The following is a 17,770-nucleotide window of genomic DNA, read 5'->3' as shown; positions in this document are numbered from 1 at the left end:
GGGAGAAGTACGGCATCATCGTCGTCGCCGAAGGCGCGGTGCCCAAGGAGGGCACGATGGACGCCGGCCTTGGTGAAGAGGATGAGTTCGGCCACAAAACCTTTAATGGCATGGGCCAGATCATTGGCGACGAGGTGAAGAAGCGCCTCGGCTACGACGTGCGCACTACAGTGCTTGGCCACATCCAACGCGGCGGCACGCCGACCGCCTACGACCGCGTGTTGGCCACCCGCTACGGCGTCCACGCCACCCGAGCGGCACACGTCGGCAACTTTGGCAGCTGTGTGGCCCTACACGGCGAAGACATCGAACTTGTTGCGCTCGAGGACGCCGTGGCAAAGCTCAAGACGGTCCCGGAGCGTCGCTACGCCACCGCGAAGGCGATGTTTACATAGCACCCGGACGCGCATGCTATGAAAAACCGCATTCCTAACCCCTGCCGCCTGCTCATCGTCGGCATCAACCCCGGCCGCCTCACCGAGGAGGTGGACGCGCCGTTTGCCTACCCGGGAAATCGCTTCTGGCCGGCGTTGGAGGCCGCAGACATCACCCCATACCGTGTCCACGCCAATGAGGGGTTATCGGAGGAAGACGCGGCCATGCTCGCCGAGCGCGGCATCGGGTTTACCAACCTGGTGGGGCGCATGACGCCGAAAGCGTCGGACCTTTCCAAGGCGGAGCTCGTGGAGGGAGGGGAGGTGGTGCGGAGTGTCGTCGAAAAGCATCAGCCCAGAGCTGTGATGTTCGCAGGCATCGGGGCATACCGCGATGCCTATCGACGACCAAAGGCCACCCGCGGCCTCCAACCCGAAACCCTCGCCGGAGTGCCGGTGTGGGTGGTGGGCAACCCCAGCGGGCTCAACGCGCACGAGACCGTGGCCACGCTCGCCGAGAGCTACCGGGAGGTCTGGGAGGCGACAGCGCGGGAACGGCGGTAAAGCCAGATCAGCCGCACCCACAGCAGGACCGTGACCGCGATCGAGCCGACGAGACCCACGACAGTGGGAAGCTCACGGGACTTGACCACCGCGAGAGCGAAATGTTGCGCTATCGGCACATCTGTCCTTCCCTCTCGGTCTTGGGTTGAAGAAATTGCGAGGATGTCGGCGGAGGAGCATAAACCTAGTGGGACGGGGATTGTTGGATCTTCCGATTCGATGAGTAGTGCTCTTGAGTTTTAGGGCACTTCCATCCCATTCACGGTTAAAGATGGTCTCTTCTCTCAACTATTCTGTGTGTGCGGAAAAGCCCATAACTATACGGTCAAGGCATGCGAGATATGAGGAATACGATTGGCGACCTTTCCTAGTCAGGGAGAGGTCAGTTGTGGACTTCTTTCCTACAAATCCCTTCGCAACGCTGACCATTCCCGCGTCTTCGAGAGCGCTAATACTTTTTGACAAGGTAGGATAGCTGAGGTCTAGGTGTTCTTTTAGCGTCTGGTATGTAGCAGAATCTACCGACGCTAGGCACGCCATTACCCCCAGCCTGTTGGGCGAATGAAGGAGGGGGTCGATCCCCTCCAAGGCTTGACTGATCTCCACTAGCTACCCGACTTAACTTTCCAGGCGCCAAGCCCCGCAAACGGGATGGCCGTCAGCGCAGCAATTAGAAAAGCCACTGCCGGGGGATTCGCGTCTCCGCTCGTGTTTGCCCAGCTCCATTCGCCGATCACGACAACGGCAATCGATAGGAGAGTGGCGGCCACGTAAGCCCTTTTCCATCCGTAGGGTTGAACCTTCCTTGTTTCTCTGATCCCCACCGCAACGGCAAGGGTCGACAGGAGATAGAGGAAAGGGGATAGTACGTAAGCTACGGACAGCCATACGGAGGAAGAGGTCTGCGAGATTAGGTGGATGCTCACGAAGAGAAATGTCAATCCCGACATCAACAAGATCCAGTACCCCTCTTTTTTGGAGACCTTTTGAGGCGATGCTGATCGGCTGGCTTGGGCTCTGTCGGTGAAGCGACCTGCAGTCATTTTGGCGATCCTTCCTTCAAGTTGCCTACAGTGTAACCGCTTTCCATTATGGCAACAAGGTGGGATCAGTGCGAATGTCCGCGCCAAGGGTGTCATTAAATTTCCAAGTCTCTCCATTGGAAGAAAAGTATTAACGGAGGGTGGTTCTTCCTGCATTGAGCCGTCGGGCAACTTCGGCTTTCGTTATCCCCTCACTCACCCACTTGCGCGCCTGAGCTAGCTGTTTGTCGCGGAGAGCTTTTGCCTGCCCGACCTTTGTAGACACCGCGGGCTTTGGCTCTGGAAATACCTTCGGCCTGTCGCTCGCGAATGATGGCACGTTCAGCCTCAGGCAACGGCCCGAAGTGTGCACCTGGACGGAGGCCGCGGCCCTGGAGCAGCTGCTTTGCGACGTCCTGCAGGCCCAAACCGGCGACACTTTGTGGGGGACAGTGCACGTGGGCAATGGGCCGTCGATAGGCAATGCGCTCGCTGTTGACCGCGAGAAGACGGCGGCATTTGTGTGGGTGCAGAGGCGGGGCGAGCTGTATCGCGAGCACGACAGGTGGTGCGCACTACACCGTGATCCCCGAGGAGCCGTTCGATATTGCAGAGATCTGCAAAGCGATGGAGCGTCGCTTCCAAATGGGGGAGAAGTACGGCATCATCGTCGTCGCCGAAGGTGCGGTGCCGAAGGAAGGCACGATGGACGCTGGCCTTGGCGACGAGATGAAGAAGCGCCTGGGCTACGACGTGCGTACCACAGTGCTTGGCTACTTGCGACGGTGTGCACGCCACCCGTGCAGCCCACGACAGCAACTTCGGCAGCTGTGTGGCTCTTCGTGGCGAAGACATTGAACTTGTTGCGCTCGAGGAAGCCGTGGCAAAGCTCAAGACGGTGCCCGAGCGCCGCTACGCCACCGCAAAGGCGATGTTCACCTAAGCCACGCTGGGGTTTCCTAACGCAATCTCCAAAACCGCCCCGAGAGTCCATAATGTGAGAGTAGAATCTCACGCTATGAGTCTATCGAGTGGTGGGGCGACCACCGCCGAAGATCGTTCGGCCCTGATCGCCTCTGTTGTCTTCCCGATCCTCGTCGTTGTCGGCGGCTGCATCGGATACTTCACCCCGTCTGTTGTTGCGCCGATTACCGGATGGACAACCTGGCTTCTGGGCGTGGTCATGTTCGGCATGGGATTGACGTTGAAGGTTGCTGATTTTGCGATCATCGCGAAGCGCCCAATGCCTGTGCTCATCGGTGTGATCGCGCAGTTTGTCATCATGCCGGTGCTCGCCGTGCTGATCACGTGGCTGCTGAAACTGCCGCCGGAGATCGCCGCAGGCGTCATCCTCGTCGGCTGCGCTCCGGGTGGCACGACCTCCAACGTGGTTACGTACCTCTCCCGCGGTGATGTGGCGCTGTCGGTTGCGATGACCACGGTGTCCACGCTGCTCGCGCCGATTTTCACGCCACTGCTCACCCTGTGGCTGGCGGGGCAGTACCTACCGGTAAGTGCCGGATCGATGGCGATCTCAACGGTGAAGATGGTGCTGCTTCCTGTCCTGCTCGGCCTGGCGATTACGTTCTTCCTGCCAAAGATCGCAGATTCCATCCTGCCCGCCCTGCCGTGGATTTCGGTTGGTGCCATTGCCACGATCGTCGCGATCATCGTCTCGGGTTCGCGCGACAAGATCGTCGAAGCGGGCCTGCTCGTGCTGGTGGCTGTCATGATCCACAATCTGCTCGGCTACGCGCTTGGCTACTTCACCGGCAAAGGAACGAAGCAAACAGAATCGGCCTCGCGCACCATTGCAGTGGAGGTCGGGATGCAAAACTCCGGTCTTGCCGCGACGCTGGCGGTGCAGTACATGACCCCGCTGGCCGCCCTGCCAGGTGTCATCTTCTCTGTGTGGCACACCCTGTCGGGCGGGATTTTCGCCATGGTCATGCGCCTTCGCGACGACCGCGCGAAGCGCTCCGGGACGTCAACCACACCCAGCGCTGAGTCCGTCGCGGCTTTGCGATGACGCGCTAGAGATCGCCGCGACGTTCCACCCACACAAACGCAGCGATTTTCTCGCGACCAACAGCGAGCGCGTTGCCCAGCGACGGCCCATTGCCCGCGTGAATCGTCCCCCACAACGTGTCGCCGAGCTGTGCAGGGAGAACGCTGCACAGGTGCTGCATTGCGGCGGGTGCCAGGCCGCGGCCGCGCGCGTGGTCGTCGAGAAGAAACTCGTAGACCTGGAACCCGCGCATCCCGTTGGCATCGTCGCGAGCGGCAGCGATCACTCCGGCGCGTTTGCCTCCGACTTCCACTGCACACAGCGCACCGGTTTCCGCACAGCTTTGTAACTGCGGCAGTGTCGCTGCTTCTGTCCAGGTCGCCACTTCGGGCGTTTGCTTCACGACGTTGCCCAGCACCTCATCTGCGTACCCCGTCATCTCCTCAGGAGCTGCTGGAATAAGCCGCACCAGGTGGCTCTGCGGACGGCGTGGTGCAGCGCGCAGTTCGGAGATGAGGGCGGCAACGATCCACTGATCCACATCGGCGCGCTCCGGCGGGTTGGGCAATTCGAACCGGATTGCAACCGGCGCAAAATCAGCGAACTCGTTGTGCAAGTGCTGCGCATACGGTGCTAACCCGTCGAGTTCCGGAGGCACAGATGTAGCGACGACATGCACAAACGGTTTCTTCGGGTCCAATCCCAGAAACCGGATTCCGGCCACACACCAGTGCCCGTCGGCAAACTTAACGTGCCGGTTTGCCCACGCCAGCGGGTCCTTGACGTTCGGCCCGTCGATGCTGTTGAGGTGATCGCGAAATCCCACGCCGAACTCGCGGTTAGCTACGTGCTCCGCGTGCGGGCGCATTTCCTTTCGCGCGAGGCGGAGGCGTTCGTCTCGCGGGTACCAGTCGCGCAACTGTCGGGGCATCCAAGCCTCGTAGGCGCGAGTCATCTGTGCAAGTAATTCGTTGTCCATCCTCCGCACCTCTCAGTCTTGAAGGAGGTTTTATTTTAGGTAAATTTCGCCACGGCGAGCTGGAGCGCGAGCACAACGGGTGGGGCAGTAGAATGGCCCGCATGACTGCCTACGATCTGATGGATTACGACGAGGTACTGGAAAAGTACGACCCGGTAATGGGCCTTGAGGTGCACGTCGAGCTCGCAACTGAGACGAAGATGTTCTCCACGGCCTCCGCCCATTTTGGTGCGGAGCCGAACTCCAACGTTGACCCGGTTTCGCTCGGCCTGCCGGGCGCACTGCCGGTGGTCAACGCCAAGGGTGTGGAGTGGGCGATCAAGATCGGTCTGGCGCTGAACTGCAAGATTGCGGAGTCTTCCCGCTTCGCGCGTAAGAACTACTTCTACCCGGACCAGCCGAAGAACTACCAGATCTCCCAGTATGACGAGCCGATTGCTTACGACGGCTACCTGGACGTCGTGCTCGAGGACGGCACCGAGTGGCGCGTAGAGATCGAACGCGCGCACATGGAGGAAGACACCGGCAAGCTCACCCACCTGGGCTCCGCGTCCGGTCGTATTACTGGCGCGACCGCTTCGCTCGTGGACTGCAACCGTGCCGGCGTGCCTCTGATTGAGATCGTGACCAAACCGATCATCGGCGCTGGCGAGCGCGCCCCGGAGGTTGCGAAGGCATATGTCGGTGCTCTGCGCGAACTGGTCAAGGCGCTCGGTGTTTCCGACGCTCGTATGGATCAGGGCAGCATGCGTTGCGACGCCAACGTCTCCCTGCGCCCAGTCGGCCAGGAAGAGTTTGGCACCCGCACCGAGACCAAGAACATCAACTCCCTGAAGTCGGTTGAGCAGGCCGTGCGCTTCGAGATGCAGCGCCAGGCTGCCGCGTTGGAGAACGGCGAGGAGATCGTCCAGGAGACCCGCCACTACCAGGAGAAGGACGGCTCCACCTCGAAGGGCCGCCCGAAGGAAGAAGCCTCGGATTACCGTTACTTCAACGACCCGGACCTGCCGCCGGTGATCGCCAAGCCGGAGTGGGTTGAGGAAATCCGTGCGACCCTGCCCGAGTTGCCGTGGGTGCGCCGCGCTCGCATCCAGGAGGAGTGGCAGCTGCCGGAGAAGGAATTCCGTGACCTGGTCAACGCTGGTGCGTTGGATCTCATCGTGGACACAGTGGAAGCTGGCACGACCCCGGACGAGGCTCGTTCCTGGTGGGTGTCCTACATCGCGGGCAAGGCCAATGAAGCAGGCAAGGACCTGGACGCGCTTGGCGTTACCCCGAACGACGTCGCACGCGTGGTTGCGTTGGTCAAGGAGGGCAAGCTGACCACCAAGCTCGGTCGCCAGGCGATTGACGGTGTGATTGAGGGTGACGGCAACGTTGATGAGGTCGTCGCAAAGCGTGGGCTCGAGGTTGTGCGTGACGACGGCGCCATCGAGAAGGCTGTCGACGACGCACTTGCCGCCAACCCGGACATCGTGGAGAAGTATCGCGCAGGCAACAAGAAGGTCACCGGCGCAATCGTCGGTGCCGTGATGAAGGCCACCCAGGGTAAGGCAGACCCGGGCCAGGTCAACCAGCTCATCGCGAAGAAGCTCGCGGAGTAAAACCTCAGCGAAGCACCATCCAGCCGGCCCCGACTGATGTACGGGGCCGGCTGGTTCTTCTTTGGTGGGGTGTAGGTAATGGTAACAATGCATATCCTGTAGGTACGTACCTGCAGGGAGGTGTGTTATGACCGCTATTTCCGCCAGAGAATTCAATCGGGATGTCAGTGCCGCGAAGCGCGCCGCGCTCGATCACCCTGTGATCATTACTGATCGTGGGGAGCCGTCACACGTTCTGCTGTCGATCGACGACTATCGTCGGCTCTCATCGTCAGAAACTGGGTGGGTAAAAGCAGTTCAAATGAAGGATGAAGATATAGAATTCGACCCTCCACGAGCTGAATTTAAAGTGCGGAGTCTCGACCTGTGAGGTATTTATTCGATACCAACGTTATTAGTGAGCTGCGGAAGCCGCCCGGCCGAGTGAATCCTCGAGTGGCGAGTTGGGCCGACAACCTGGCAGAGGGAAACGTATAAATCTCTTCCATCTCAGTTTTTGAGATCGAAAGAGGAATTCTGCTCAAGCAACGTACGGATCCAGTGCAGGCTGAAAGGTTGCGCGACTGGTTCAATGGTCAAGTTAAAGTCAATTCAAAGGGCGCATTCTTCCTTTTGATGAGGACGTAGCCTCTGTGGCGGCTGCGATGCACGTCCCGGACCCGAAAGCGACTGCGGATTCTTTTATCGCTGCTACCGCTCAAGTACATAGCCTTATCGTTGCGACACGGAATACCCCTGGCTTTGAGTCGATGGGCGTTGAGCTAGTTAATCCCTGGGAGATGTAACCGCGAAACGCGAAAGCCCCGGCCAGTGTGGTGGATGGCCGGGGCGGGGGAGTCGTCGTCAAGCAGTGCTACTTGTTTTGAGGCTTGACGGCCGGGAACTCGCCAGTCTTGTACATCTCCTCGTAGGACTTCCAGTGGATTTCGTCGCCCGGGGTATCGGGTGCGCCCTCGTAGGACTCAGACTCCGGATCGAGCGCAGGCACGTCCGCGATATCGAATTCGCTGGAGGAGTCCGCGTGCAGATCCGCAGCAACCTCTTCCTGAACGGACTGCCACAGGTCTTGGCCGCCCATGTGGGAATCGCCGGTGAGCTCGTCGACTTCGTTGCGCTCGGCGCGGGTCAGCGGCTCGCCTTCCGGATCGAGCGCGGTCTCGGCAAGCTCTGCAAGACGCTCGCGGCGTCCCGTCTCCTCCTGGATGTTCTTGCGGTCGCGGAACCAAGCCACACCCATAGCAATGCCAAGGGCAAGACCGAGGTAGCCCAGAACTGGGTAAACCCAACCGAGCAGGTCAGCGAAGCCAATGAAGGACAGGGCGTAGCCGACGAGAACCGCCGCGAAGTAGTACGGGCGGAACTTGCCCGGCTTGTCGTGGCTGAGGCGACGACCGCTGGCGTAGAACATGCCGACGGCGGTGTTGTAAATCATCAGGTAGATGACAATGGAGACGAACACGCCCACTGCCGGGTGCATGTTGTCGAAGACCATCAGCAGCGGCATGTCTGCGTCCATCACGTCTGCCATGTTGCAGAACAGAATGAACGTGAGGATCAGCAGCAAAACAGCGAACATAATGCCGCCCAGCAGGCCACCCTTACCGGCCTGTGCAGGGTTCATGTGGGAGCCAGCAAAGACGAGCATCATGGAAACGTCCATGATCATGACCAGGGTTGCGTAGTTCAACGCGGTGATCAGCCAGTTACCAAACGTGCCTGATGCGCTTTGGTTCTGCTGTGCAATCTCGTTGATGTATCCGAAGTCGGACGGGATGTTCGTCAGTGTGATCACAAACGCGGCGAGCAGGCAGATGATCAGCAGCGGCGTGATGAAGGAGAAAACGTTCGTGAGCCTGTCGATGTCAAGAAGACCGGACAGGAGCAGCAGCACAACCATGATGGTCGATCCGGCCCAAGTTGGCAGGCCGAATTGTTGCTCGAGGTTCGCGCCAGCACCGGCGACCATGACGAAGCCGATGCAGAACAGCGTGAACACGGTGGTGATGTCCATGTATTTAGCAATCCACGGACGCGAGACACTCTTGAACACGGCACTGTGGTCATCGGCCATGTAGTAGGAACCGAGCTGGTAGACCCAACCACTGAAAATTGCGATCGCGGCACCTGCGATGGCGGCGCCGATGATGCCCTTGTAGCCAAAGGCAAGGAAGTATTGGATGACTTCCTGCCCGGAGGCAAAACCAGCGCCGACAGTCAGGCCCACGAGCGCGAGGGCGACTTTGAGCGTTTTACTCATCGATAAACAATCCTTATATAAATTTGCGTAAAAGATTTAGAGCGCGTAGCAGGGTAACACCATTACACGGGCTTGGCTAACTAGGTTTGTTGACATCGGTGCAGCGCACCCCGGCGAGTTGACAAATCACAGCGAAGTTTTCGCCTAAGTTGTAGGCCATGGCTAAAAATCCACGCGATCTCACACCCGACGATCTGAACAACCTGGAAAACGTCGCTGACGTGCCCGAATACAAGGGGGATGCTGCGACGGAGATTTTTCCGCAGACTTCCCAGACGGGCGACGAGGTGCGCCTGAGTGCCGATAAGGCAGCACAAGCCTCTGCGCCGTCCGCAGGCTCTACTGCGGTCCCCTCGGCGTCTGCATACTCATCCGACCCGGCACCGGTGACATCCGCGTTCATCCGTGAATCTGAAACCATCGCACCGGCAGCCCCCGCAACTTATGCGGAGGAGCCGGTCGAGCCGGTTGCGGTGGATCCGGCACCGGTTGCAGTAGAGGAGGAAGACGCCCGCCGTGGCACGACTGATTTCGGCTTGCTGCTGCTGCGTCTGTTCCTCGGCGCGTACCTGATTATTGATTCCGTCGCAGTGTTCTTCCGACTCGGCGGCAACGACGGTATCGCCGGCCTAGAAAATGCATTCGCCAACTACCCGTACGGCAACGGCCTGGCTGTTGTTGTTCCCACCCTCGAACTCACGGCCGGCGTGTTCTTGGTCCTTGGTCTGCTCGGACCGATTGCGGCAGCTGTGGCGATCGCCGTCACCGGTTTTTTGGCGTTGCACGCATTCAACGGTCAGACGGACGGCTTCAACGTCTTCGCCTGGACGCCGGAAACGTGGGTGCCGGTCATGCTGCTGGCAGTGTCTCTCGCAGTGCAGTTCACAGGCCCAGGCCGCTACGGTATCGACGCCTCGCGCGGTTGGGCGAAGCGTCCGCTGGCATCGTCCTGGATCTGCGCCATTGTGGGTCTTGCCGCAGCAGGTGCGGCGTGGTGGTTCGGCACCGGGATTAACCCGTTTGCCTAAACCACACGCACGCTGCGTTTAGTCCACTTGGCGGACGGCGCCCTTGTCGGCGCTGGTTGCCATCTTGGCGTATGCACGCAAAGCCTTCGAAACCTCGCGGACACGGTTCGGTGTCCAGGGGTTGTCGGAGGCTTCCATAGCTTCACGGCGCTTTTCCAACTCTGCTTCCGGCACATCCAGCTTCAGTTCGCGGTTGGACACGGAGATGGCGATGGTGTCGCCGTTTTCGATGAGGCCGATCAGGCCGCCTGCGGCAGCTTCGGGGGAGATGTGGCCAATGGACAGACCGGAGGTGCCTCCGGAGAAGCGACCGTCGGTGATCAGTGCGCACTTCTTGCCCAGGCCAGCGCCTTTGAGGAATGACGTCGGGTGGAGCATTTCCTGCATGCCCGGTCCACCTGCTGGGCCCTCGTAGCGGATGACCACAACCTCGCCTTCGAGCACCTCGCGGTTGAGGATCATGGACACAGCTTGCTCTTGCGAATCGACGACGCGTGCTGGACCGGTGAACTCCCATAAGCCTTCTTCGACGCCTGCGGTTTTCAGGATGGCGCCGTCCGGGGCTAGGTTGCCGCGCAAGACGACAAGGCCGCCGTCGGAGGTAAACGGGTGCTCGACGTCGTGGATGACGCCATTTTTCGCATCCGTATCCAGGCTTTCCCAGCGCGCGCTTTGTGAGAATGCCTTCGTGGTGCGCTCACCGCCCGGTGCGGCGTGGAAGAGCTCGAGCGCTTCCTCGGTAGCGCTTCCGCCGCGGATGTCCCAGTCTGCGAGCCATTGGCTTAGCGACGAGTACGTGATCGAATGCACATCATCATGCAGCAATCCAGCGCGGTGGAGCTCACCCAGGATGGCTGGGATGCCACCTGCGCGATGGACATCCTCGACGTGTGCCTCACCGTTCGGGGCAACCTTGGACAGGCAGGGGATCTTGTGTGACAGATCGTCGATATCTGCCAGGTCGAAGTCGATTTCACCTTCTTGGGCTGCGGCCAGGATGTGCAGGATGGTGTTGGTGGAACCACCCATTGCCATGTCGAGCGCCATGGCGTTGCGGAATGCATGGACGTTGGCCACGTTGCGGGGTAGGACGGATTCGTCGCCCTGGCCGTAGTAGCGCTCGCAAAGGTCCATGATGGTCTGGCCAGCGCGCTCGAAGAGTTCGCGGCGTGCGGTGTGGGTTGCCAGGGTGGTGCCGTTGCCCGGCAGTGACAAGCCAAGTGCTTCGGTGAGGCAGTTCATGGAGTTAGCGGTGAACATGCCGGAGCAGGAACCACAGGTGGGGCAGGCGTTGTTGGCGATACTGTCGAGCTCGTCGTCGCTGACGTCGTTGTTAGCGGAAAGCGCGATGGCGTCGATGAGATCGGACTTCGGCTTAGTCACACCGCCGACAGAAAACGCCTTGCCGGCCTCCATCGGGCCACCGGAGACGAAGACGGCGGGGATGTTCAGACGCATTGCGGCGTTGAGCATGCCTGGGGTGATCTTGTCGCAGTTGGAGATACACACCATGGCATCCACGGTGTGGGCGTTGACCATGTACTCCACCGAGTCGGTGATGATCTCGCGCGAGGGCAACGAGTACAGCATGCCGGAGTGGCCCATGGCGATGCCGTCGTCGACCGCGATGGTGTTGAACTCCTTGGGTACGCCGCCTGCGGCGCGGACAGCGTCGGCCACGATGTCACCAACATGTTTCAGGTGAACGTGGCCAGGCACGAACTGCGTGTAGGAGTTCACGATGGCAACGATGGGTTTGCCAAACTCGTGCTCGCCGGTGCCTGTAGCGCGCCACAGGGCACGGGCTCCGGCTGCTTGGCGGCCAACGGTGGTGACACGTGAGCGAAGGGGGATCACGGTTTACTCCTTAGGTTCGTTCGCGGACGGGCGAGGTCCCGGCAGATCGGGGTGTTCTGCGAGGTAGGCATCGTATTCCTCGCGGGTAAGCAGGATGCGGTCGCCGTCTTTATCAATGATTTCGTACTTGCCGTCTGCTGCTTGCTCGGCGGATGCAATGACGTCTGTAATTCGTCCTCCGGATGCCTCGGCGAGCGCGGGCAATGAGTTGAACGTTACGCCAGGCAGGGGATACTCGGTGCCGTTTTTTGCAGCGACGCGTGCGGAAGTTCCCTTGAAAGCGATGCCGGCCAGGTCTTCCCAAGGAAGAAAGGTATTTTTGCGAACGAGGTAACGGGTTTTAATTCCTTTGTTATCCACTGTGGTGGAGGAGCAGAGTACCCATGCGAGCCACACAATGGGGATAAGAAGGAGCCAAATGAGATATTTCGGCGCCCACATGATGCCCATGAGTGCGATGCCGGTTGCGAGCACGATGGCGAGGATGTGCTCACGGGTTGGTTTAAACACTTTTTGGGTGGTCGGGGACGTTCCCTGTGTGGCTGTCATACCCCGGCATGCTAGTCATGTTGATGCCGGGGGAAGTAACGGGAGGGCTTTGGGGCGTCGTCGATACGCGTGATGCTGTGAATAAAAATGCGCGACGAGTGGGGTGGCTCACTATTGTCATGTACGTGATCAATCAGCGACTTGTAATTATTGTCCCCACGCGGCGCTTGCCGTAGCGGGTTCGTTTTACACGCCGCAGACACAAGCGCCCTCGAGAGCAAACGCTCACCGGGGGCTTTTATTTTTAGGTAATTCGAACACAAGGAGTGCAACGGTGGCAGGTTCACAACCATCCCCGTCGACGGAGAGCAATGGACCGGAGCGGATGAAAGGCGCGGACGCGGTCGTTCGCAGCCTGGAGGAGCTTGGCACGGAAATTGTGTTCGGCCTTCCGGGTGGCGCGGTGCTTCCGCTTTACGACGCCCTGTATCGGGCAACGAAACTACGCCACGTGTTGGTGCGCCACGAGCAAGGTGCGGGCCATGCAGCAGAGGGATACGCGGTGGCCTCGGGAAGGGTCGGCGTTTGCATTGCTACGTCTGGTCCCGGTGCGACGAACTTGGTAACACCGATCGCGGACGCTTACCTGGACTCGGTGCCGATGGTGGCGATCACGGGCCAGGTTGGCTCGTCGCTTTTGGGTACCGATGCGTTCCAGGAGGCGGACATCCGCGGCATCACGATGCCGATTACAAAGCACAACTTCATGGTGACCGACCCGGAGCAGATCCCGTTCGCGCTTGCGGCGGCGTTTCATATTGCCTCGACCGGCCGTCCAGGCCCAGTGCTCGTGGACATCCCGAAGGATGTGCAGAACGCGGAGATTGAGTTTAAGTGGCCGCCGAAGATCGATTTGGCTGGCTACAAGCCGAACACGAAGCCGCACAACCGTCAGATTGCCCAGGCAGCGAAGCTGATTTCTCAGGCGAAGCGTCCGGTGCTTTACATCGGTGGCGGTGTTGTGAAGGCGAATGCGAACAAGCAGCTGCTCGAGTTTGTTGAGGCGACCGGGATCCCTGTGGCTACGACTTTGATGGCGCTCGGAGCGTTCCCGCAGTCGCACCCGCTGTACCTGGGTATGCCGGGTATGCACGGTTCGGTACCGGCAGTGGGTTCCTTCCAGGAATCCGACTTGCTCATCGCTGTTGGCACGCGTTTCGACGACCGCGTGACCGGCGATACCGATACGTTTGCGCCGCACGCCAAGGTCATTCACGCTGACATCGACCCTGCAGAGGTGGGCAAGATCCGCGCGGTGGACGTTCCAATCGTGGGCGATGCTAAGCGTGTGCTGTCGGAACTGACCGATTACTTTGAGGAATCCGGAAAGGCCAAGGCGCCGTCGATTGAGCCGTGGATTGAGCGTCTGCAGGATCTGAAGCGTCGTTTCCCGCGCGGTTATGACAAGAACGAGGACGGCACGCTCGCTCCGCAGTTTGTGATCGAGACGCTGTCCAAGGCCGCCGGGCCGGACGCAATTTACTGCTCTGGTGTGGGCCAGCACCAGATGTGGTCTGCGCAGTTTGTGGACTTTGAAACGCCGCGCCACTGGATCAACTCTGGTGGTGCTGGCACGATGGGCTTTTCCATTCCGGCTGCGCTCGGTGCGAAGGCAGCGCACCCGGATGCAGAGGTGTGGGCGATCGACGGCGATGGTTGTTTCCAGATGACCAACCAGGAGATCACCACCGCTGCGCTCGAAGGCTTTCCGATCAAGGTTGCACTGATTAATAACGGCAACCTGGGCATGGTGCGTCAGTGGCAGACGCTGTTCTACGACGGCAATTACTCTCACACGAAGTTGGGTGGGGAAACCTACGTTCCGGACTTTGTGCAGTTGTCGGAGGCGCTCGGCGCGGTTGCGTTCCGGGTGTCGAAGGAAGAAGACGTGCTGCCGACGATCCAACGTGCGCGTGAGATCAACGATCGCCCGGTGGTCATTGAGTTCATCGTGGGCGAGGACGCGCAGGTGTGGCCGATGATCTCTGCGGGCTCGTCGAATAGTGACATTGAGTATGCGCGCGGAATGCGCCCGTTCTTCGACGATGAGGAGTCGGCTGCGGAGTCGCCGCAGGCAATCAGCGAGGCTATCGAGACCGCTGCGGCGGAGCAGGAAGGGAACTAACAATGACGCAACCAGATGCAATCACTCGCCACACGCTTTCAGTGCTGGTTGAGGACGTCGACGGAATTATCACCCGTGTTACCGCCCTGTTTACCCGTCGCGGGTACAACCTGGTCTCGCTCGTTTCGGCGAAGACGTCGAAAGAGGGCGTGAACCGGTTGACGGTGGTGGTCGATGCAACGGAGCGTTCTGTCGAGCAGATCGTCAAACAGCTCTACAAGCTGATCCAGGTGCTTAAGGTGCAGCAGCTTGACGACGACACCACGGTCGGCCGCCAGCTGCTGCTGGTCAAGGTCAACGCGGACAATCAAACCCGTCCGCAGGTGGTGGACGCTGCCAACCTGTTCCGCGCGCGCGTGATCGATGTTGCGGTGGACTCTGTTGTTATTGAGGCCACCGGTGAGTCACCGAAGTTGAAGGCGTTTTTGGACGTCATGGATACGTTCGGTATCCGCGAGCTTGCCCGATCAGGCACGGTAGCGCTGACGCGTGGCGCTAAAACTTTGGCTCCATTGGACTAAAAACACCCACAAACTGAGGCGGCTGTGTCATAATGTGAAACGCCCGTCTCACAGAATGAAGAAAGAAGCGAGAATTATGGCTATTGAAGTGCTTTACGACCAAGACGCAGACCTGTCCCTGATCCAGGGCAAGAAGGTTGCAATCATCGGCTACGGCTCCCAGGGTCACGCGCACGCTCAGAACCTGCGCGAGTCCGGCGTCGAGGTGGTTGTTGGCCTTCGCGACGGCTCCAAGTCCGCAGAAAAGGCCCGCGAGGCCGGCTTTGATGTGAAGACGAATGCTGAGGCAGCTGCATGGGCTGACGTGATCATGCTGCTCGCCCCGGATACCTCCCAGGCCAAGATCTTCGAAGAGGACATCGAGCCGAACCTGAAGGACGGCGACGCCCTGTTCTTCGGGCATGGTCTGAACATCCATTTCGGCCTGATCAAGCCGGCAGACAACATCACCGTCGGCATGGTTGCCCCGAAGGGTCCGGGCCACCTGGTGCGTCGCACCTTCGCCGACGGCAAGGGTGTGCCTTGCCTGATCGCCGTGGAACAGGATCCGCAGGGCAACGGCCGTGAGCTTGCGCTGTCCTACGCTGCCGCAATCGGTGGCGCACGCGCTGGCGTTATCCCGACCACCTTCGAGGCCGAGACTGTCACCGACCTGTTCGGTGAGCAGGCAGTGCTCTGTGGTGGCCTCGAGGACCTGATCATGACCGGCTTCGACGTCTTGGTCGAGGCTGGCTACGAGCCGGAGATGGCGTATTTCGAGTGCCTCCACGAGATGAAGCTGATCGTCGACCTGATCTACGAAGGCGGCATTGCCAACATGAACTACTCCGTGTCTGACACGGCAGAGTTTGGCGGTTACCTCTCTGGTCCGCGTGTCATCGACGCCTCGGCGAAGGATCGTATGCGCGACATCCTGAAGGATATCCAGGACGGCACCTTTACCAAGCGCCTCGTCGCCAACGTTGAGGGTGGCAACAAGGAGCTCGAGGGTCTGCGCGACAAGGTTGCACAGCACCCGATTGAGAAGACCGGTGCAGAGCTGCGCGACATGATGAGCTGGGTGAAGAACCCGCTTACCGACACTGCCCGCTAATTCGGTAGGTAAACGTAGCCCTCGGATCAATGTGATTCGAGGGCTTTGTCGTGTTGCTCCCGCACAAGCCCGCACGGCAGAGCAAACCCCGCGCCCGGAGAGTGGGTGCGGGGTAGTCGGATCGCGCCGAATAATTAGTTGGTGGCCGGTGCGTCAGCCGGAGCCTCCTCCTGGGCGCCTTCCGGTGCGATGGAGTCGATGACCTCCTCGACGACGTTTGTCGTCTCGGTCGCGGTAGCGTCGGCCTCGTTGGCCTCAGTGTTGGCGTCCTCAGCGGCGTCCTCGGCCGGTGCGGTTTCGGTAACGGTGCCGTCTTCGACCGTGGTGGTCTCGTTAACAACCTCGGTGGCTGCCGTCGTGGTGGAGGTGTCTACGGTGGCGTCGCCCTCGGTGTCGTCGCCGGTAAACAGGTTCCACAGCAAGGCCAAAAGCAGGAGTGCTGCCAGAATGCCCAGGAGCCACTTCCACCATCCGCCGCCACCGTTATCGTCGTCAGTCACTGCAGTGGAGCCAGCAGCCGGACGCGCCGGTGCGGTGGTCGAAGCCTCAGGGGTAGTGCGCTCGACGCGAACATCCTCGGTCGGGTCGTTCGGGTTTTGATTCGGGTTCGGGGTGGTCATTTGCTAATTCCTTTCGTTATTACTTATCCGCGCCGCTCGGGGCGGATTCATGGTGAACCGCCCGTGACGTGCTCGGATATGCGAACGGTCGCCCACTGTAACAAAGTATGACGATTTGGCTCGGCGGGATTTCGCCACGGGGAGGCGCGAATGATTCGTTTCTCCTCGTGAGCGCTGTGGAAAGCATTCCGGCAGCGATTTTCAATAAATTGTCATTAACGTGTTGGTGTTCCTATGGTTGTCGTTATGCACAACCATTCAGATAACGCTCATCATGATCATGCTCATGGCGCACGTGTTGACGCGCCGACGAAAGCGATCGGCGCCGCACTTGCCGTTACCGCAACGGTCTTCGTCGCGGAGTTGGTCGGTGGTGTGATTTCGGGATCGGTCGCGTTGCTTGCGGATGCGATGCACATGTTGTCGGACGCGGCCGGGCTGATCATTGCGATGGCGGCGGTGCTCGTCGGTAAGCGTGCAGCCACGTCATACGCGACCTACGGCTACCGCCGTGTCGAGGTGCTCGCGGCGATGATTAATGCCGCGACAGTGCTGGCAGTCTCCGTCTGGATTACAATCGAGGCCCTGCGCAGGCTGCGTGATCCAGCCCCGATTGATACGGGTCCGATGATGATCATCGCCGCGATCGGCCTTGCGGCGAACGCGTTGTCGGCGTGGATTTTGTACTCCCAGCAAAAGGAGTCGATCAACGTACGCGGTGCATACCTCCACGTGTTGGTGGATATGTTCGGGTCTATCGCTGTGCTGGGGGCCGGCGCAATTGTCGCGCTGACCGGCTTTACTGCGGCTGACCCCATTGCGTCGTTGCTGATCGCGGGCCTGATTGTTCCTCGTGCGTGGAAACTCATGGCGGAGTCGGTGGGTGTGATGCTGGAGCGTGTGCCCGAAGGGTTTGACGCCGAGGAAGTCGAGGCTGAGTTACGTGCACTGCCTGGGGTGAGGGATTTGCATGACCTGCACTTGTGGTCGCTTGACGGGGTGTCGGTGATTGCAACGGTTCACATTGTGGCGGCGGAAGGAGAAGACCGCGATCAGTTGCTGGATCGGGTTCAGGCGGAGTTGCACAGGCTGGGTGTGGAGCATGCGACAGTGCAAATTGAGCTGCCAGAGCACATCGAGCACGAGACGGTGTGCTGATTCTGTCCTAC

At 60.0% G+C, this 17,770-nt stretch carries 18 protein-coding genes and 1 pseudogene; 12 read left to right on the top strand and 7 right to left on the bottom strand.

Annotation, left to right across the window (positions count from 1 at the left end; translation table 11 throughout):
* Together HMPREF2656_RS11150 and HMPREF2656_RS11145 are read left to right on the top strand one after the other, a co-directional pair.
* Positions 1-395, top strand: a 395-nt coding sequence (locus HMPREF2656_RS11150) for a 6-phosphofructokinase (RefSeq protein ID WP_210400978.1), incomplete at its 5' end; no start/stop codon positions are given.
* Positions 396-413: 18 nt separating this feature from the next.
* Positions 414-938, top strand: coding sequence for a mismatch-specific DNA-glycosylase (locus tag HMPREF2656_RS11145; RefSeq protein WP_070816791.1), 525 nt, complete (start codon positions 414-416; stop codon positions 936-938).
* A gap of 288 nt (positions 939-1,226) precedes the next feature.
* Here HMPREF2656_RS11145 and HMPREF2656_RS12620 read toward each other — a convergent pair whose 3' ends face one another.
* Together HMPREF2656_RS12620 and HMPREF2656_RS11140 are read right to left on the bottom strand one after the other, a co-directional pair.
* Positions 1,227-1,544: a transcriptional regulator gene (locus HMPREF2656_RS12620; protein WP_070771757.1), complete on the bottom strand. Its 318-nt coding sequence runs from the start codon at positions 1,542-1,544 to the stop codon at positions 1,227-1,229.
* Entirely contained in the window at positions 1,544-1,981 is a 438-nt protein-coding gene (locus tag HMPREF2656_RS11140; RefSeq protein ID WP_070452306.1) for a hypothetical protein, read from the bottom strand. Before HMPREF2656_RS11140 ends, HMPREF2656_RS12620 begins: the two co-directional genes overlap by 1 nt.
* 531 nt (positions 1,982-2,512) lie before the next feature.
* On the opposite strand from HMPREF2656_RS11140, the pseudogene HMPREF2656_RS11135 reads away from it, so the two are divergent.
* A pseudogene (locus HMPREF2656_RS11135) lies at positions 2,513-2,903 on the top strand (6-phosphofructokinase); the annotation flags it as partial.
* 75 nt (positions 2,904-2,978) lie between these two features.
* Entirely contained in the window at positions 2,979-3,989 is a 1,011-nt protein-coding gene (locus tag HMPREF2656_RS11130; protein ID WP_070816790.1) for a bile acid:sodium symporter family protein, read from the top strand.
* A 4-nt stretch (positions 3,990-3,993) separates the two neighbouring features.
* On the opposite strand, the gene HMPREF2656_RS11125 is transcribed toward HMPREF2656_RS11130, so the two are convergent.
* The gene (locus HMPREF2656_RS11125; RefSeq protein ID WP_070816789.1) at positions 3,994-4,947 is read right to left on the bottom strand and encodes a hypothetical protein; all 954 of its coding nucleotides are present in this window, start codon (positions 4,945-4,947) and stop codon (positions 3,994-3,996) included.
* Positions 4,948-5,048: 101 nt separating this feature from the next.
* Here HMPREF2656_RS11125 and gatB point away from each other — a divergent pair, with 101 nt between their 5' ends.
* The 3 genes from gatB to HMPREF2656_RS13665 all read left to right on the top strand — a co-directional run bounded on the left by gatB (position 5,049) and on the right by HMPREF2656_RS13665 (position 7,336).
* On the top strand, positions 5,049-6,551 hold the full coding sequence (gene gatB / locus HMPREF2656_RS11120; RefSeq protein WP_070484358.1) for an Asp-tRNA(Asn)/Glu-tRNA(Gln) amidotransferase subunit GatB: 1,503 nt from the start codon (positions 5,049-5,051) through the stop codon (positions 6,549-6,551).
* A 127-nt stretch (positions 6,552-6,678) separates the two neighbouring features.
* Positions 6,679-6,921 carry a type II toxin-antitoxin system Phd/YefM family antitoxin gene (locus HMPREF2656_RS12610; protein WP_070422983.1) on the top strand — a complete coding sequence of 81 codons (243 nt, stop codon included), beginning with the start codon at positions 6,679-6,681 and terminating at the stop codon, positions 6,919-6,921.
* A gap of 274 nt (positions 6,922-7,195) precedes the next feature.
* Positions 7,196-7,336 carry a PIN domain-containing protein gene (locus HMPREF2656_RS13665; protein WP_371440668.1) on the top strand — a complete coding sequence of 47 codons (141 nt, stop codon included), beginning with the start codon at positions 7,196-7,198 and terminating at the stop codon, positions 7,334-7,336.
* A 68-nt stretch (positions 7,337-7,404) separates the two neighbouring features.
* Here HMPREF2656_RS13665 and HMPREF2656_RS11115 read toward each other — a convergent pair whose 3' ends face one another.
* Entirely contained in the window at positions 7,405-8,808 is a 1,404-nt protein-coding gene (locus tag HMPREF2656_RS11115; protein ID WP_070422981.1) for a YkvI family membrane protein, read from the bottom strand.
* Positions 8,809-8,966: 158 nt separating this feature from the next.
* Between HMPREF2656_RS11115 and HMPREF2656_RS11110 the strand changes: the two genes are divergently transcribed.
* Positions 8,967-9,836, top strand: a complete 870-nt coding sequence (locus tag HMPREF2656_RS11110; protein ID WP_070452316.1) for a DoxX family protein — start codon at positions 8,967-8,969, stop codon at positions 9,834-9,836.
* A gap of 18 nt (positions 9,837-9,854) precedes the next feature.
* Here the strand turns inward: HMPREF2656_RS11110 and ilvD are convergent, their stop codons facing one another.
* Positions 9,855-11,693 carry a dihydroxy-acid dehydratase gene (gene ilvD, locus HMPREF2656_RS11105; protein WP_070771754.1) on the bottom strand — a complete coding sequence of 613 codons (1,839 nt, stop codon included), beginning with the start codon at positions 11,691-11,693 and terminating at the stop codon, positions 9,855-9,857.
* A gap of 3 nt (positions 11,694-11,696) precedes the next feature.
* Entirely contained in the window at positions 11,697-12,242 is a 546-nt protein-coding gene (locus HMPREF2656_RS11100) for a PH domain-containing protein (RefSeq protein ID WP_070422978.1), read from the bottom strand.
* A 325-nt stretch (positions 12,243-12,567) separates the two neighbouring features.
* Here HMPREF2656_RS11100 and HMPREF2656_RS11095 point away from each other — a divergent pair, with 325 nt between their 5' ends.
* From HMPREF2656_RS11095 to ilvC, 3 genes are all read left to right on the top strand, one after another.
* On the top strand, positions 12,568-14,367 hold the full coding sequence (locus HMPREF2656_RS11095) for an acetolactate synthase large subunit (protein WP_070484259.1): 1,800 nt from the start codon (positions 12,568-12,570) through the stop codon (positions 14,365-14,367).
* A 2-nt stretch (positions 14,368-14,369) separates the two neighbouring features.
* On the top strand, positions 14,370-14,888 hold the full coding sequence (gene ilvN, locus HMPREF2656_RS11090; RefSeq protein WP_070422976.1) for an acetolactate synthase small subunit: 519 nt from the start codon (positions 14,370-14,372) through the stop codon (positions 14,886-14,888).
* A 76-nt stretch (positions 14,889-14,964) separates the two neighbouring features.
* The gene (gene ilvC, locus HMPREF2656_RS11085) at positions 14,965-15,981 is read left to right on the top strand and encodes a ketol-acid reductoisomerase (RefSeq protein WP_070422975.1); all 1,017 of its coding nucleotides are present in this window, start codon (positions 14,965-14,967) and stop codon (positions 15,979-15,981) included.
* Between the two features lie 134 nt (positions 15,982-16,115).
* On the opposite strand, the gene HMPREF2656_RS11080 is transcribed toward ilvC, so the two are convergent.
* Positions 16,116-16,601, bottom strand: a complete 486-nt coding sequence (locus HMPREF2656_RS11080) for a hypothetical protein (protein ID WP_070816788.1) — start codon at positions 16,599-16,601, stop codon at positions 16,116-16,118.
* Between the two features lie 246 nt (positions 16,602-16,847).
* Between HMPREF2656_RS11080 and HMPREF2656_RS11075 the strand changes: the two genes are divergently transcribed.
* The gene (locus HMPREF2656_RS11075) at positions 16,848-17,759 is read left to right on the top strand and encodes a cation diffusion facilitator family transporter (protein ID WP_070816889.1); all 912 of its coding nucleotides are present in this window, start codon (positions 16,848-16,850) and stop codon (positions 17,757-17,759) included.
* Positions 17,760-17,770 lie beyond the last annotated feature (11 nt).

This window comes from Corynebacterium sp. HMSC034B08 (assembly GCF_001835805.1).
Taxonomy (GTDB): Bacteria; Actinomycetota; Actinomycetes; order Mycobacteriales; family Mycobacteriaceae; genus Corynebacterium; species Corynebacterium coyleae.
The sequence above is the reverse complement of the archived record's forward strand: the minus strand, read 5'-3'. Positions and strand labels throughout refer to the sequence as shown.